At 71.8% G+C, this 14,800-nt stretch carries 8 protein-coding genes and 1 pseudogene; 3 read left to right on the top strand and 6 right to left on the bottom strand.

The window, feature by feature from the left end:
- Positions 1–58: 58 nt before the first annotated feature.
- Positions 59–988 carry a carbohydrate kinase gene (locus GXP76_RS26915; protein WP_242574204.1) on the top strand — a complete coding sequence of 310 codons (930 nt, stop codon included), beginning with the start codon at positions 59–61 and terminating at the stop codon, positions 986–988.
- Here GXP76_RS26915 and GXP76_RS26910 read toward each other — a convergent pair.
- The 4 genes from GXP76_RS26910 to uvrA all read right to left on the bottom strand — a co-directional run bounded on the left by GXP76_RS26910 (position 936) and on the right by uvrA (position 10,713).
- Positions 936–5,615, bottom strand: a complete 4,680-nt coding sequence (locus GXP76_RS26910; RefSeq protein ID WP_242574203.1) for a non-ribosomal peptide synthetase — start codon at positions 5,613–5,615, stop codon at positions 936–938. The genes GXP76_RS26915 and GXP76_RS26910 overlap by 53 nt on opposite strands.
- 96 nt (positions 5,616–5,711) lie before the next feature.
- Positions 5,712–7,352 carry an amino acid adenylation domain-containing protein gene (locus tag GXP76_RS26905; RefSeq protein WP_242574202.1) on the bottom strand — a complete coding sequence of 547 codons (1,641 nt, stop codon included), beginning with the start codon at positions 7,350–7,352 and terminating at the stop codon, positions 5,712–5,714.
- Positions 7,353–7,374: 22 nt separating this feature from the next.
- Positions 7,375–7,626, bottom strand: coding sequence for an acyl carrier protein (locus tag GXP76_RS26900; protein ID WP_242574201.1), 252 nt, complete (start codon positions 7,624–7,626; stop codon positions 7,375–7,377).
- Positions 7,627–7,725: 99 nt separating this feature from the next.
- Complete coding sequence (gene uvrA, locus GXP76_RS26895; protein ID WP_242574200.1) at positions 7,726–10,713, bottom strand: excinuclease ABC subunit UvrA; 2,988 nt, start codon at positions 10,711–10,713, stop codon at positions 7,726–7,728.
- A 229-nt stretch (positions 10,714–10,942) separates the two neighbouring features.
- Between uvrA and GXP76_RS26890 the strand changes: the two genes are divergently transcribed.
- Positions 10,943–11,629: a maleylpyruvate isomerase family mycothiol-dependent enzyme gene (locus GXP76_RS26890; RefSeq protein ID WP_242574199.1), complete on the top strand. Its 687-nt coding sequence runs from the start codon at positions 10,943–10,945 to the stop codon at positions 11,627–11,629.
- A 10-nt stretch (positions 11,630–11,639) separates the two neighbouring features.
- Positions 11,640–12,296 carry an MBL fold metallo-hydrolase gene (locus tag GXP76_RS26885; RefSeq protein ID WP_242574198.1) on the top strand — a complete coding sequence of 219 codons (657 nt, stop codon included), beginning with the start codon at positions 11,640–11,642 and terminating at the stop codon, positions 12,294–12,296.
- A 127-nt stretch (positions 12,297–12,423) separates the two neighbouring features.
- Here the strand turns inward: GXP76_RS26885 and GXP76_RS26880 are convergent, their stop codons facing one another.
- Positions 12,424–13,422, bottom strand: a complete 999-nt coding sequence (locus tag GXP76_RS26880) for a TerC family protein (RefSeq protein ID WP_242574197.1) — start codon at positions 13,420–13,422, stop codon at positions 12,424–12,426.
- Between the two features lie 266 nt (positions 13,423–13,688).
- Positions 13,689–14,800 (bottom strand): annotated as a pseudogene (locus GXP76_RS26875) (export associated protein); the annotation flags it as partial.

Raw genomic sequence — 14,800 nt, 5'->3', positions numbered from 1 at the left:
CGCGCCGGGCCCGCGCACACGCTGTCGCGGGCGGGAACGATGGGTTACGTTCGGCGGCGTGATCGTCGTCGCCGGAGAGGCCCTCATCGACCTGGTGCCGCGGGCGGCCGCCCCCGGCCGGGCGGGTGGGCCGGGCGGTGGGGGCGAGGGCCCGCTGCCGCCCCTGCTGCCCCGGCTCGGCGGCGGCCCGTACAACACCGCCGTCGCCCTCGGCCGGCTCGGCGCCCGGACCGCCTTCTGCTCGCGTGTCTCCACGGACGGCTTCGGAAGGGCCCTGCTGGACGGTCTGCGGTCGGCGCGCGTCGACACCTCCCTCGTACAGCGCGGCCCCGAACCGACGACGCTCGCCGTCGCCTCCTTGGGAAGCGACGGTTCGGCGGGCTACGGCTTCTACGCGCAGGGCACCGCCGACCGGCTCTTCGAACTGCCGGCCCAACTGCCGCCGTCGACAAGGGCGCTCGCCCTGGGCACCTGCTCGCTCGTACTCGAACCGGGCGCGAGCGCCTACGAGGCGCTGCTGCGCCGCGAGGCGGAGCGCGGGGTCTTCACCCTGCTCGACCCGAACATCCGGCCACCGGTGATCCCCGACGCCGACGCCTACCGCGCGCGCTTCGCGCGGTGGCTGCCGTATGTGTCGCTCCTCAAGCTCTCCGAGGAGGACGCGCGGTGGCTCGGGGGTGTGCCGGCCGGTCCGGCGGCCGTGGTGCTGACGCGAGGCGGCGACGGGCTGACCGTACGGACCCGGGCCGGGGCGGAGTTCGCCGTCCCCGCCGCCCCGGTGGACGTCGTCGACACGATCGGCGCGGGTGACACGGTGAACGCCGCGCTGCTGCACCGGCTGGCCGTCCTCGACGCCCTGTCCGGGCGGGCGCTGGAGGCGCTCGGCGAGGAACGGTGGCGGTCCGTCCTCGGCTTCGCCGCACGCGCCGCCGCCGTCACCTGCTCCCGCACCGGCGCTGAACCTCCTTATGAGGGCGAGCTGTCGTAGCGGCGGACGGCGGGGCCGGAGCCGGCTGCGGCTTCGCCTTGGGGACCGGGGACGGGCCGCCGGCGCGGCGGCCGGCCGGCGGCGGCAGGAATCCCGTGCGGGTGAAGTACTCCACGTAGGTACGGAAGAGCGCCTCGTCGATGTCCCGGCAGACGATGCCGGTGCCTTCCAGCGCACGCCGGGTGTCCCCCGCGTCGAAGAGGGCGCTGCCCTCCGAGCCCCCGCCGCGCGTCTCGGCGGCCATGGCCGCGAGCAGCGGGAAGGCGGCGTTGCCCGGGTCCGCCTCCGTGGCGGCGAGCCAGTCGGCGGCCGGCACGTCCCTGACGGTGTGCCCCAGGGCGCGCAGCCGCGCCAAGGCGGTGTCCATGCGCAGCGGTCGCTCCCCCGCGATGTGGAAGGTCCGCCCCGCCGACCGGGGCTGGCGGGAGAGGGCCACCACGGCGGCGCTGACGTAGTCCACCGGCACGAGGTCGAAGGCCGTGTCGACGTCCGAGGGGGCCACACCCGCCTGAAGGCAGCCCTTGAGCAGCAGCCACATGAAGTCGCCCGTCTGGCACACGCCGGTGGCCGAGTCGCCGGTGATCCGGGTCGGCCGGTAGACGGAGACGGGCAGTCCCCGGGCGCGGGCGGCCTCGACGAGCCGCTCGGCGGCCCATTTGCTCTGCGTGTAGCCGTGCTCCAGCGCGGCGGGCGGTCCGGTCGGGTCCTGGGGACGTACGGGGCGCACGGGCCGTACGGCGTGACCGGGGCCCTCGCCGGAGTCGTACGGGCTCCCGGCCCCGCCGCCGTACACACCGACGGTCGAGACGTGGTGGACGGGCACGGTGCGGTGGCGGGCGGCCAGCCGCAGGATCTCCCGCGTGCCGCAGACGTTCGCCTCTCTCAACTGTTCGTAGGAGAAGACCAGATTGACGGCGGCCCCGGCGTGGTAGACGGCGTCTACGGTGCGGGCGAGCCGGTCGAAGTCGGCGGCGGAGAGACCGAGCCGGGGCCGGGCGAGATCGCCCGTGACGACGGTGACGCGGTGCTCGGTCGAGGGGTCGGTGAGGCCGTAGGACTCCCGGGCTGAGCGCAGCCGCTTCTCGGCGTCCGGGCGGTCGCCGCCGCGCACCAGACAGTGGACGGTGGCGTCGGTCCGCCGCAGCAGCTCCCTCAGCAGGAAGGCGCCGAGAAAGCCGGTGGCTCCGGTGAGCAGGACGTGTTCCGGGTCGGGGACGACGGTGCGGACGTCGTCCGCGGCAACGATGTCGGGGTCGAGCCGGATGTCACCGCTGAGATCGGGGCTCCGGGTGGTCCGCCCGGCGTCGTCCACGAGGGCGGCGAGGCCGGCGACGGTCGGTGAGGTGAAGACCGAACGCAGCGGCACGGTGACGTCCAGCTCCTCCCGGAGCGCGAGGACGAGCCGGGTCGCCAGCAGGGAGTCGCCGCCGAGCGTGAAGAAGTCGTCGTGCACGCCGACGGGGCGGGGGAAGGGGCCGAGCAGCTCCGTCCACAGCTGCGCGATCCGCTCCTGTGTGGCGGTGCGCGGTACGGCGACGGTCCGCGCGGTGCCGCTCCCGGCGTACCGGTCCTCACCGCCGTCGCGCCCACCGTCACCCCGGCCGTCTCCGTGGCCCGCGCCGAAGCCCGTGCCGGCGAGGGCCGCGCGGTCCACCTTGCCGCTCGACGTGAGCGGGAAGCGGTCGACCGGTATGCAGCGCGCCGGGACCAGCGGGGCGGGCAGCCGGGTGCGCAGCTCCCGCCGTATCTCCTCGGGCCCGGCGGGGCGCCGGTCACCGGCTATGTAGTAGGCGAGCAGCCGCTTCCCGGCTCCCGGGCCGAGGTCCTGGGCCACGACGGCCGCGTCGGCCACGCCGGGCTGGGCGCGTACGGCCGCCTCCACCTCGCCGGTCTCCACCCGGTGGCCGCGGATCTTGACCTGGCCGTCCCCGCGGCCGAGGTACTGGATCCGGCCGTCGGGCAGCAGCCGGGCCAGGTCGCCGGTGCGGTAGAACCGGCCGCCGGCCGCCGGCCCGACGCTCGGGAGGGCGCCGGTGCCGGTGCCCGTGCCCGTGAGGTCGCCCGCCACGAACTTCTCGGCGGTCAGCTCCGGGCGCCCCACGTAACCGCGGGCGACCACCGGCCCGCCCACGCAGATCTCCCCCACGGCGCCCGGCGGCACCGGCCGCAGCCGCTCGTCCAGCAGCACGACCGTCGCACCGTCGACGGGTCGCCCGATGCTCGGCAGATCCGGCCAGGCGGCCGGGTCTGCGCCCAGCCGGTCCGCCGTGACGACGTGTGTCTCGGAGGGGCCGTACTGGTTCTCCAGGGTGGCCGGGGTGAGCGAGCCGAAGAACTGCCGCAGCGCGGGCGTGACATGGAGCTGTTCGCCCGCCGTGAGCACCTCTTTGAGAGAGTCGCAGCGCCGGCCGGTGGCGCACGCGTACTCCACCAGCTGCTGCAGCGCGACGAACGGCAGGAACAGCCGCTCGATCCGCTCCGACGCGATCAGGCCGAGCAGTTGGTGCGGGTCTCTGCGGACCTGTTCGTCCACGAGGACGAGCGTGCCGCCCGCCGCCCAGGTGGCGAAGATCTCCTGGAACGCGACGTCGAAGCCCAGGGGCGCGAACTGAAGCGTGCGCGCCCCCACACGGGTGTCCGGGCCCGTCGCCGACCGGCGCCGCTGCCACTCGACCAGGTTGGCCAGCGGGCCGTGCTCCATGGCGACACCCTTGGGCTCCCCCGTGGAGCCCGAGGTGTAGATGACGTACACGAGGTCGTCGGCGCCCACCGGAACGACCGGCGCGGCCGGCGGGCCGTCCGGCCGCTCGTCGGGCCGCTCGTCCGTCAGCCCGTCGAGGAGCAGCGCCCCGACACCCGCGGGCAGTTCGGCCGGCCGGCACCGCCGCTCGGTCAGCAGGACGTCGATCCCGCTGTCCCGCACCGTGAACGCGATCCGCTCGGCCGGATGCTCCGGGTCGACCGGCACACAGCTGCCGCCCGCCTTCAGCACCCCGAGGACCGCCACCGGCAGGTTCTCGGTCCGTTCCACACAGACTCCGACCGGGCGGCGTACGGCGCCCCGCGCGACGAGCAGCGCGGCGACCCGGTCGGCGGCGGCGTCCAGCTCCGCGTACGACAGAGTCCTCCCCCGGGCGACGACGGCGGGCGCGTCCGGTGCCAGCCGGGCCGAGCGCGCGAACGCCTCGTGCACGAGCGGGACTCCGGGCGGCGGCGGCGCGCCGTGGGCCCACTCGGTGAGCATCCGGCGCTCCTCGTCGGCCGGCATGACCGCGAGGTCCTGGAGCGCGGTCTCCGGACGGGCGACGGCGTCGGCGACGAGCGTACGGAACCGGGCCGCGAGCCGTTCGGCCGTCGCGTGGTCGAAGAGGTCGGCGGAGTACTCCCACCGTCCGCGGTACCCGTCGCCGTCGGGCACCAGGTGCAGGAAGACGTCGTACTTGGCGGTGCCGCCGTGCACCTGGAAGCGCTCGGCCTCGACGCCGGGCAGGGTCAGCGCGGACGGGGGCGCGTCGTCGACAGCGAACACCACCTGGAAGAGCGGGAACCGGCTGAGCGTGCGCTCGACGCCCAGCTCGCGCACCAGATGGCTGTACGGCACGTCCTTGTGCCGGACGGCCGATCTGACGAGCCCCTTCATCTCCACGACCAGGTCGGTGAACGACCGGTCGTGGCGCGGCCGTCCGCGCAGCGGCAGCACATCGGTGAGACAGGCGATCAGGTCCTCGGTCTCCGGCTCGTCGCGGCGCGACACCGGTGTGCCGATGACCAGGTCCTCCTGGGCGCTGTGCCGGCCGATCAGCGCGGTCAGCGCGGCGGCGAGCACCACGAAGCGTGTCGTGCGCAGCCGGGCGGCGAGGCCGCGTATCAGCGATCCCGTGGCGGCGTCGACGGCGAACTCGACCTGGCCGCCGTGGTGGCTCAGGGCCGGCGGGCGTGGCCGGTCGGCGGGGAAGGACGACTCGTCGGGCGCGCCCGCCAGTTCGGCCCGCCAGTGCTCGACCAGCCGCGCGCGGTGGTCGCCGCCGGTGCTCCGCTGCCGCTCGGCGTACGGCCCCGACTGGACGGGCAGTTCGGGCAGCCGGGGCGCCCTGTGCTCCGTCTCGGCGCGGTACAGCTCGCTGAACTCCTGGTCGAGGAGGCTGAAGCACCAGCCGTCGATCACGGCGTGGTGGATCGCGACGGCGAGTACGGACTCGCCGCCGGCGCCCGCGTGCGCATCGCCGGCGCCCGCGTGCGGCTCCGCGTCATCGCCGTCGGTCCCGTCGGCCGTCACCAGCAGCGTGGCTTTCAGCAGCGGCGGTTCGGCGAGGTCCGTCTGCCGGGTGACCGCCTCCCGGAGCGCCGCCTCCCGCTCGTCCGCCGTGACGCGCCGTACGTCGACGGGGACCCGCATCGGCGGCACGACGATCTGCAGCGGGTCTCCGTCCACCAGCGTCAGCCGGCTGCGCAGCGCCTCGTGCCGGGCCACGATGCCGGTCAGCGCGGCCTCGACGGCAACGATGTCGAGGGGGCCCCGCAGCCGGTGGACCCACGACTCCAGATAGCGGGAGGTGCCCTGCTGGTACTGGTCGTTGAGCCAGATCGACTCCTGCTCGAACGACATCGGATAGGTACGCGGTTCCATCGCTTCTCGCTTCGTGGTGCGAACGACTGGGACGGACCTCTGGGGGGTGGCGGAGGAGGCCGGTACGGCGATAATCAGACACCGATCATGCGTCGCTCAGCCCGGCAGGTCCAACAGAGCGGCGATGTCGATCTTCCCGTTGGGCGTCCGGGGGAAGGAGGCGATCCGCCGTACCTCGTCCGGTACCTGGGCGCGCGGCAGCACGGCCGAGAGCGCTTTCCGTACGGCGTCCGGCTCCACGGCGGCGCCGCCGTCGCCACCGGCCGCACCGTGGGGCGGTTCGGTTCCGGCGAGCGGTTCCTCGGTGTAGAACATCGCGAGACGCTCGAACGCACCGCTCCCACCGGCCACGGGAAGCACGGCGCACTCCCGGATCCCCGGCAGCCGCAGGGCCGCGGTCTCGGTCTCGGCCGGCTCGACGCGGTGCCCGGCGATCTTGATCTGCCGGTCGGCGCGGCCGTGGAAGTGCAGCACCCCGTCGCCGTCCAGCCTGCCGAGATCGCCGGTGCGGTAGATCCTGCGGGGGCCGGTGCCGGGGTCGAATGTGGCGAAACTCTCCGCCGTGGCCCGCTCGTTGCCGAGGTAGCCGTCGGCCAGCCCCTCCCCCGAGACACAGATCTCGCCGAGCGCGCCGGGCGGGACCTCGCGGGCGCCGTCGAGGATGTGAATCGCGGTGCCGGGGACCGCCGTACCGAGCGGGATGCCGTACTCGGCCTCACAGTCGGCCGGTCGGATCCGGTGGGTGGTGACGAAGACACAGCACTCGACGGGGCCGTAGCCGTTGAGCAGCGTGATCCCCGGGTGGCGGGCGAGGAAGGAGCGGATGTGCGGGGCGGAGAGCCGTTCGCCGCCGGTGAGGACCTGGCGCAGTCCGGTGAAGCAGTCGGGGTCCTCGTCCACGAAGAGGTTGAAGAGCGCGGCGGTGAGCCAGACTGTGTCGAGGCCCGTGGAGCGCACGAGTTCGGCGAGGTCGTCGGGGAGGAAGTAGTCGCTGTCGACGAGCACGACCGTGCCGCCGGTCGTCAGCATGCTCCACAGTTCGAGGGTGAACGCGTCCCAGGAGACGGGGGCGGCCTGGGCCATCACACGGCCGGGGCCGAAGTCGGCGAAGCCGTCCGGGCCGAAGAGCCGGGTGGTGGCGCGGTGCGGGGAGAGCACGCCCTTGGGGGTGCCGGTGGTGCCCGAGGTGAAGAACACGGTGGCCGGGGCGGCCGCGTCCGTCGCCTCCGCCGCTGCCGATGCCGTCGTCGTCGCTGTCGCCTCCGGGGAGCCCGGGGCCGGTGCGCGGACGGCCGCCTCGCTCAGCTCCTCGTCGGGCGGACTCCATACGGTGCGGCTCCCGGTGTCCGTGCCGGCCGACGCGTTCACGGTCGGCTGCGGGCCCACGACGACCGGCGGCGCCAGCATGCCGAGCACGGTTCGCAGCCGGTCGGCGGGCAGTTTCGGATCCAGCGCCGCGTAGGCGGCACCGAGTTTGAGTACGGCGAGAATCACGGACACCAACCGCGGCGAGCGTGGCAGCAGCACGGGCACCAGCAGTCCGGGGCCCACACCGAGGCGGCCGAGTTCCACGGCGTACGCCTCCGCCGCCAGGTCGAGCGTCCGGTAGCCGACACGCCGGCCCTCGAAGACGAGTGCCGTGGCGTCCGGCCGGAGCCGGGCCTGCGAGGCGACGGCCTCATGGATGAGCCGCACGCCGGGTGTGCGGGAGTCGGGTGTGCGGGACGAGCGGGACATGAGAAGTCGGTCCCCGTCCCCGTCAGACGGCTTCGCCGCTGGCGATCACGGCGGCGGTGAAGTCGGCGACCGTGTCGCTGTCGAACACCGTGTCCGGAGAGACCCTGATGCCCAGCTCTCTCTTGACGCGGGTGCATATTCGTACCGCTTGGAGGGACGTGCCGCCGAAGTCGTAGAAGCTGTCGGAGGGCTTCAACTCGTCGGCTCCGAGGACCTCTGCCATGATCCGGGCGACGGAACCGCCGTCGCCGCGCTGCTGCTCGGACACCTTCATCTCGCATCCTGCCGATTGATGGAAGGTGCCCATTCTGACCCAGATCTGGCGCGTGAGGTGGGCCGAGGCGCCGCACGGCGGCACCTCGGCCCGTCCGGGTCAGGACTTACGCGACCGCGCGGCCGTCTTCTTGGCCGGGGGCGTCCTCGTCGCGGACTTCGCCGTGCTCGCCGCGGTCTTCTTCGCCGCCGTCCTGCGGGCCGGTGACTTCGTCCCGCCGGAGGGGGCCGCGTCGCTGATCCGCTCCGCGTCCAGGATCTCCCGGAGGAACTTGCCGGTGTGGCTGGTCGCCACTCCGGCCACCTGCTCCGGTGTGCCCTCGGCGACGACGAGCCCGCCGCCGCTGCCGCCCTCGGGACCCATGTCGACGACCCAGTCCGCCGTCTTGATCACATCCAGGTTGTGCTCGATGACGATAACCGTGTTGCCCTTGTCGACCAGCCCCGACAGCACCGTGATCAGCTTGCTGATGTCGTCGAAGTGGAGACCGGTGGTGGGCTCGTCCAGCACGTACACCGTGCGGCCCGTGGACCGCTTCTGGAGCTCACTGGCCAGCTTCACACGCTGCGCCTCGCCGCCCGAGAGGGTCGGCGCGGACTGGCCGAGCCGCACATAGCCCAGACCGACCTCGTTGAGCGTCTTGAGATGGCGCGAGATCGTCGGGACGGCCTCGAAGAAGTCGAGCCCCTCCTCGATGGGCATGTCCAGCACCTCGGCGATGGACTTGCCCTTGTAGTGGACCTCCAGGGTCTCCCGGTTGTAGCGCGCTCCGTGGCAGACCTCGCACGGGACGTAGACGTCCGGCAGGAAGTTCATCTCGATCTTGATCGTGCCGTCGCCCGCGCAGTTCTCGCAGCGGCCGCCCTTGACGTTGAAGGAGAACCGTCCCGGCAGATAGCCGCGGACCTTCGCCTCCATCGTCTCGGCGAACAGCTTGCGCACATGGTCGAAGACACCGGTGTACGTGGCCGGGTTGGACCGGGGCGTACGGCCGATGGGCGACTGGTCGACATGCACGACCTTGTCGACCAGGTCGTCCCCGTCGACCCGGGTGTGGCGTCCGGGCACCGACTTGGCGCCGTTCAGCTCACGGGCCAGGTGCGTGTAGAGGATGTCGTTGACCAGGGTCGACTTGCCCGATCCGGAGACACCCGTGACCGCGGTGAACAGTCCGAGCGGGAACGACACGTCGATGTCCCGCAGGTTGTTCTCCCGCGCGCCGTGGACGGTGAGCCCGCGCCCGGGGTCGACCGGCCTGCGGACGTCCGGCGTCGGGATGGCCTTCTTCCGGGCCAGGTACTGCCCGGTGATCGACTCCTCGTTGACCAGGAGCCCCTTCAGGGGACCGGAGTGGACGACCTTGCCGCCGTGCTCGCCCGCGCCGGGGCCGATGTCGACGATCCAGTCGGCCACCTTGATGGTGTCCTCGTCGTGCTCCACGACGATCAGGGTGTTGCCCATGTCGCGCAGCCGGATGAGGGTCTCGATCAGCCGGTGGTTGTCGCGCTGGTGGAGACCGATGGACGGCTCGTCCAGCACGTAGAGGACGCCGACCAGACCGGAGCCGATCTGGGTGGCGAGCCGGATGCGCTGCGCCTCACCGCCGGAGAGGGTGCCGGCCGCGCGGTTGAGCGAGAGGTAGTCCAGGCCGACGTCGACCAGGAACCTCAGCCGTTCGTTGACCTCCTTGAGGACCCGCTCGGCGATCTTCTTGTCCCTGGCGTTCAGCGTCATCTTGCCGAGGAAGTCGGCGCATTCGCTGATCGACATCGCGGAGATGTCGGCGATCGACCTGTCCATGACCGTGACCGCCAGGACGAGCGGCTTGAGACGGGTGCCGTGACACGTCGGGCAGGGCACCTCGCGCATGTAGCCCTCGAAGCGCTCCCTGCTGGTGTCGCTCTCCGCCTCCGAGTGCCGCCGCTTGACGAAGGAGACGGCGCCCTCGAAGGAGGGGGTCGTGTACGCGCGCTCCCGGCCGTACCTGTTCCTGTACCGCACCTCGACCTGGGTCTTGTGGCCGTACAGCAGGGCCTTCTTGGCGCGCTGGGGCAGTCCGGCCCAGGGGATGTCCGTACGGAAGCCGACGGCCTGCGCCAGGCCGCCGATCATCCGGCCGAAGTACTCCTTCGTGTGTCCGTGCGACCAGGGGTGGATCGCTCCCTCGTCGAGAGACTTCTCCTCGTCGGGGACGATCAGCTCCGCGTCGACCTCCATGCGGGTGCCGATGCCCGTGCAGTCCGGGCAGGCGCCGAAGGGCGAGTTGAAGGAGAAGGAGCGGGGCTCCAGCTCCTCGAAGGACAGGTCGTCGTACGGGCAGTACAGATGCTCCGAGTACATCCGCTCGCGCTCGGGGTCGTCCTCCGGGAGGTCGACGAAGTCCAGGACCACCATGCCGCCGGAGAGCCCGAGCGCGGTCTCGACCGAGTCGGTCAGCCGGCGCTTGGCGCTGCCCTTCACCGTGAGGCGGTCGACGACCACCTCGATGGTGTGCTTCTCCTGCTTCTTAAGCTTCGGCGGCTCGCTGAGCTGGATGGTCTGCCCGTCGACGCGCGCCCGGCTGTACCCCTTGGTCTGGAGGTCCGAGAACAGGTCGACGAACTCGCCCTTGCGCTCTCTGATCAGCGGCGACAGCACCTGGAAGCGGCTGCCCTCGGGCAGCTCCAGGACCTTGTCGACGATGGCCTGCGGCGACTGGCGGGCGATCGGACGGCCGCACTCGGGGCAGTGCGGCTTGCCGATACGGGCGAAGAGCAGCCGGAGGTAGTCGTAGACCTCGGTGATCGTGCCGACCGTCGACCGGGGGTTGCGGGAGGTGGACTTCTGGTCGATGGAGACGGCCGGCGAGAGGCCCTCGATGAAGTCGACGTCGGGCTTGTCCATCTGGCCGAGGAACTGCCGGGCGTAGGAGGACAGCGACTCGACATAGCGACGCTGTCCCTCGGCGAAGATCGTGTCGAACGCGAGGGAGGACTTGCCCGACCCGGAGAGCCCGGTGAAGACGATCAGGGAGTCACGGGGGAGGTCGAGCGAGACGTTCTTGAGATTGTGTTCGCGAGCGCCACGGACGATGAGACGGTCGGCCACGCCGGTCCGCACCTTTCTAGAGAGAAGCAGGGGCGGAGCCCCCGTCCCAGAGTAATGGGGGTCGCCAGAGCGATGGACTGCCGTACGGAGAGACCCGGGTCACTGGGCCACCGGGCTGCGAGGGCTCCCTAACCAGGATGCCTCCGACGAGCTTATAGCACGCGCATTCGATTTACGGTCGCCGGTCTTCGCCTTCACCCGAACGAGTGGTGGGGCTATCGTCGGCCCCATGCTCGATCATGTGCGCGACCTGGAATCCCTACGCGAAGCGACGGAGCGGCTCCTCGGCGCGGCCGCCCGAATGGACAACGCCTCCGCCGCCGAGGCGTCACGGCTGCCGGGCTGGAGCCGCGGTCATGTACTGGCCCATCTCGCCAGGAACGGTGACGCACTGGTCAATGTGCTGGAAGGACGGCCGATGTACGCGGACGCGGCCACCCGCGACGCCGACATCGAGCGCGACGGCCCCCGGCCCCTCGACGTGCAGCTCGCCGACGTGCGCGCCACCGCCGACCGCTTCCGGCGTGTGGCCGCCGTGCCCGCCGACTGGACCCGCACGGTCGCGCTGCGCAACGGTGTGACGGACGTGGCCGCCCGGGTCCCGTTCCGCCGGCTCGTCGAGGTCGAGCTCCACCATGTCGACCTGGGTATCGGCCTGGAACTCGAAGATCTCTCCGGCGACTTCGTCCACCGCGAGATCGACTTCCTGACCGAGCGCTTCGCCGGGCACGCGGACGTACCGCCGCTGGCACTGAGCACCCCCGGCGGGCGCACCTGGCGCACCGGCCGCGCGGACGGCAACCCGGCCACCGTCACCGGCCCCGCGCCCGACCTCATGGGCTGGCTCGCCGGCCGCCGTGACGGGTCGGCGCTCAGGACGTCGGACACCACCCTGCCGGTGCTGCCCCCGCTATAGGCTGGTCCGTATGACTTACAGCGGAGCCGTGAAGCTCGACGGACCGGCCGATGTGCACGAGTTGACCGACCTGATGATCTCCAAGGTCGCCGTCGGCCCGATGAACAACAACGCCTATCTGCTGCGCTGTCGGGCCACCGGGGAGCAGTTGCTGATCGACGCGGCGAACGACGCGGCCACGCTGCTGACGCTGATCGGTGACGACGGCATCACGTCCGTCGTCACCACGCACCGGCACGGCGACCACTGGCAGGCACTGGCCGAGATCGTGGCCGCCACCGGCGCCGTGACGTACGCCGGCCGGTACGACGCCGAGGGCATCCCGGTCCCGACCGGGGTCCTGGTCGAGGACGGCGACACGATCCGGTTCGGGCGCGTCGAGCTGACCGCCCGCCGTCTCGTCGGCCATACGCCGGGCTCGATCGCCCTGGTCTACGACGACCCGCACGGCCACCCGCACCTCTTCACCGGCGACTGCCTCTTCCCCGGCGGCGTGGGCAACACCCACCAGGACCCGGAGGCGTTCGCCAGTCTGATCGACGACGTCGAGACGAAGCTCTTCGACCGGCTGCCGGACGAGACCTGGGTCTATCCGGGACACGGCGACGACACCACCCTCGGCGCCGAACGCCCGCAGCTGCCGGCCTGGCGCGAACGCGGCTGGTAGGACACGTACGCGGCCGGCGGGGAAGCCCGGCGGACCACCGTCGCGTACCGGCCAGGACCCCGCACACGAACCGGGGCGAGCGGCTGTCGCCACTCGCCCCGGTCCCGCTGTGCCGTGCGCCGCGCGGTCAGGCCCCGATACCGGCCTTGTCCTCGCTGTCCTTGCCCTCGGCCGCCTCGCGCTCCGCCTGCTTCCTGGAAGCGATCAGGCTGGTGATCGTGGTGACGATCAGCACACCGCAGATGACGGCGAGCGAGAACGGGATGGAGATCTCGGGGACATGGACGCCACTCTCGTGCAGTGCGTGCAGCACGAGCTTGACGCCGATGAAGCCGAGAATGACCGACAGGCCGTAACTGAGGTGGACCAGCTTCTTGAGCAGGCCACCGATCAGGAAGTACAGCTGCCGCAGACCCATCAGCGCGAAGGCGTTGGCGGTGAAGACGATGTACGGGTCCTGGGTCAGGCCGAAGATCGCGGGGATCGAGTCCAGCGCGAACAGCACGTCGGTGGTGCCGATGGCGAGCATGACCACCATCAGCGGGGTCAGGACGCGCTTGCCGTTGTTCCGGATGAACAGCTTCGTGCCGTGGTACTTGTCGGCGACTCCGAAACGGTTCTCGATCGACTTCAGGAGGCGGTTCTCCTCGAACTCGTCCTCCTCCTCGTCGGAGCGCGCCTCCTGGATGAGCTTCCAGGCGGTGTAGATCAGGAACGCGCCGAAGATGTAGAACACCCACGAGAAGCTGGCGATGATCGCCGCGCCCGCCGCGATGAAGATGGCCCGCAGGACGAGGGCGATGAGCACACCGACGAGCAGCACCCGCTGCTGGAGGTGTGAGGGCACCGAGAACTTCGCCATGATCAGGACGAAGACGAAGAGGTTGTCGACGCTGAGCGACTTCTCGGTGATGAATCCGGCGAAGAACTCGCCCGATGCCTGGCTGTTGCCGAACACCAGCAGGCCGATGCCGAACAGCACGGCGAGGACGATCCAGACGATCGTCCAGGTTCCGGCTTCCTTGATCGACACGTCATGGGGCTTGCGCCCGATGAAGAAGTCGACCGCGATCAGGGCACACAGACCAAGAATGGTCAGCACCCACAGGGTCCATGAAACGTCCACTGTGCCTCCGGCTTCGTACGGCTACTGATCAGCGTCGTCGCTGCCGGAGGTCTCTTCCACCCGGGGGTTCGTCCGCGCGGGCCGACGCCCCGGGACCGATGGCGGTCCGTATTGACGGGTACGTCGCGGTGTGGGAGTACTCCCCTCCGTTCAATGTAGAGTACAGGAAATCCCAAGAGGGAGTAAAAGGCGAGGTCAGGCGGACGCCAAGGGGGTAGGGCGGACGCCGTTCAGGTGGTACGCGCGGGGAGCGGGGTCCGGCGCGGTCAGCGGCGCCAGGCCCGGCGCGCCTCGGCGACCTGTTCGAGCACCCGCCGCAGTATCTGGCTGCCCGGCGGCATCGTCAGCGGCTCGAACGTCCACGCGTGCCCCACCCAGGGGTCGGCGAGGTGGTCGTCGGCGACCGGCGTGATGCGCAGCAGCGAGCGCCAGAGCGGGTCGAGCACGGGGCCGTACGCGGTGGCGTCCTCCCGGTCGGCGACCATCATCAGATGGACCCCGACGGCCGGGCCCTCGTCGGCGAGATAGCGCAGCTGGGTGACCGCGCGGTCGTCGAACCCGTGGGGGAAGTCGTTGACGATGAGCAGTTGCTCGGCGGTGTCGAGGCCGGGCGGCAGTGAGTCGGCCGCGCCGCCCCTGATCGCCATCTGCACCAGGTCCACGCGCTGGGTGAGCTGCGCGAGAACGGCGGCGACTCCACCGGCGCCGCTCGCCGGCGGCTGGTTCAGCACGCCCGCGGCGACCAGGGGGGCGAGGGAGCCGGCGGCCGAGCCCGCGGCGTCGATCACATGGACGGTGAACTCGCCCGGCGGGTACGCCGCGAGAAGCCGCGCGGCGTGAGAGACCGCGTTGTCCATCGCGAGCCCGCGCAGCTGGCCCTCGTCCAGCATCAGGGCGGCCTCCGAGCCCGACCGGCCGCTGTCGATCCACAGGCCGCGCTCCAGGGGGAGCCTGACCAGCATGGGGATGCGCAGGTCGGTGCGCTCGGGCAGATGCAGATCACCGAGGCGCAGCGCCATCGGGTTGTCCATCGGGACGCGGTAGGCGTGCCACACGGGGTTGTCCCAGCGGGCGTACGCGGGCGGCAGCGCGGGCTCGACGACCCCGGACTCGGCGGCCAGCTGGCCGAGGTCCCGGTCGAGGGCCTCGCGCGCCTGGTCGGTGAGCCGGTCGCGCTTGGCGCGGGCGGCCTCGCGCGCTGCGTCGCCGGTACCGCCTATGCGGCTGCGCGGGTCGGACAGGACTCGGTCGAGCTCCTGGTCCATGCGGGACTCGGCGAAGTCGACGGCGCTGCGGTAGGCGGCGGTGGCGCGGGCCAGGTCCTCGAACATGCCCCACACCTGGTTGTACAGCCGCTCCTCCATGGACCAGCCGGTCG

Source organism: Streptomyces sp. NP-1717 (assembly GCF_022695985.1).
Classification (GTDB): domain Bacteria; phylum Actinomycetota; class Actinomycetes; order Streptomycetales; family Streptomycetaceae; genus Streptomyces.
This window is presented reverse-complemented; position numbering and strand designations above follow the sequence as displayed.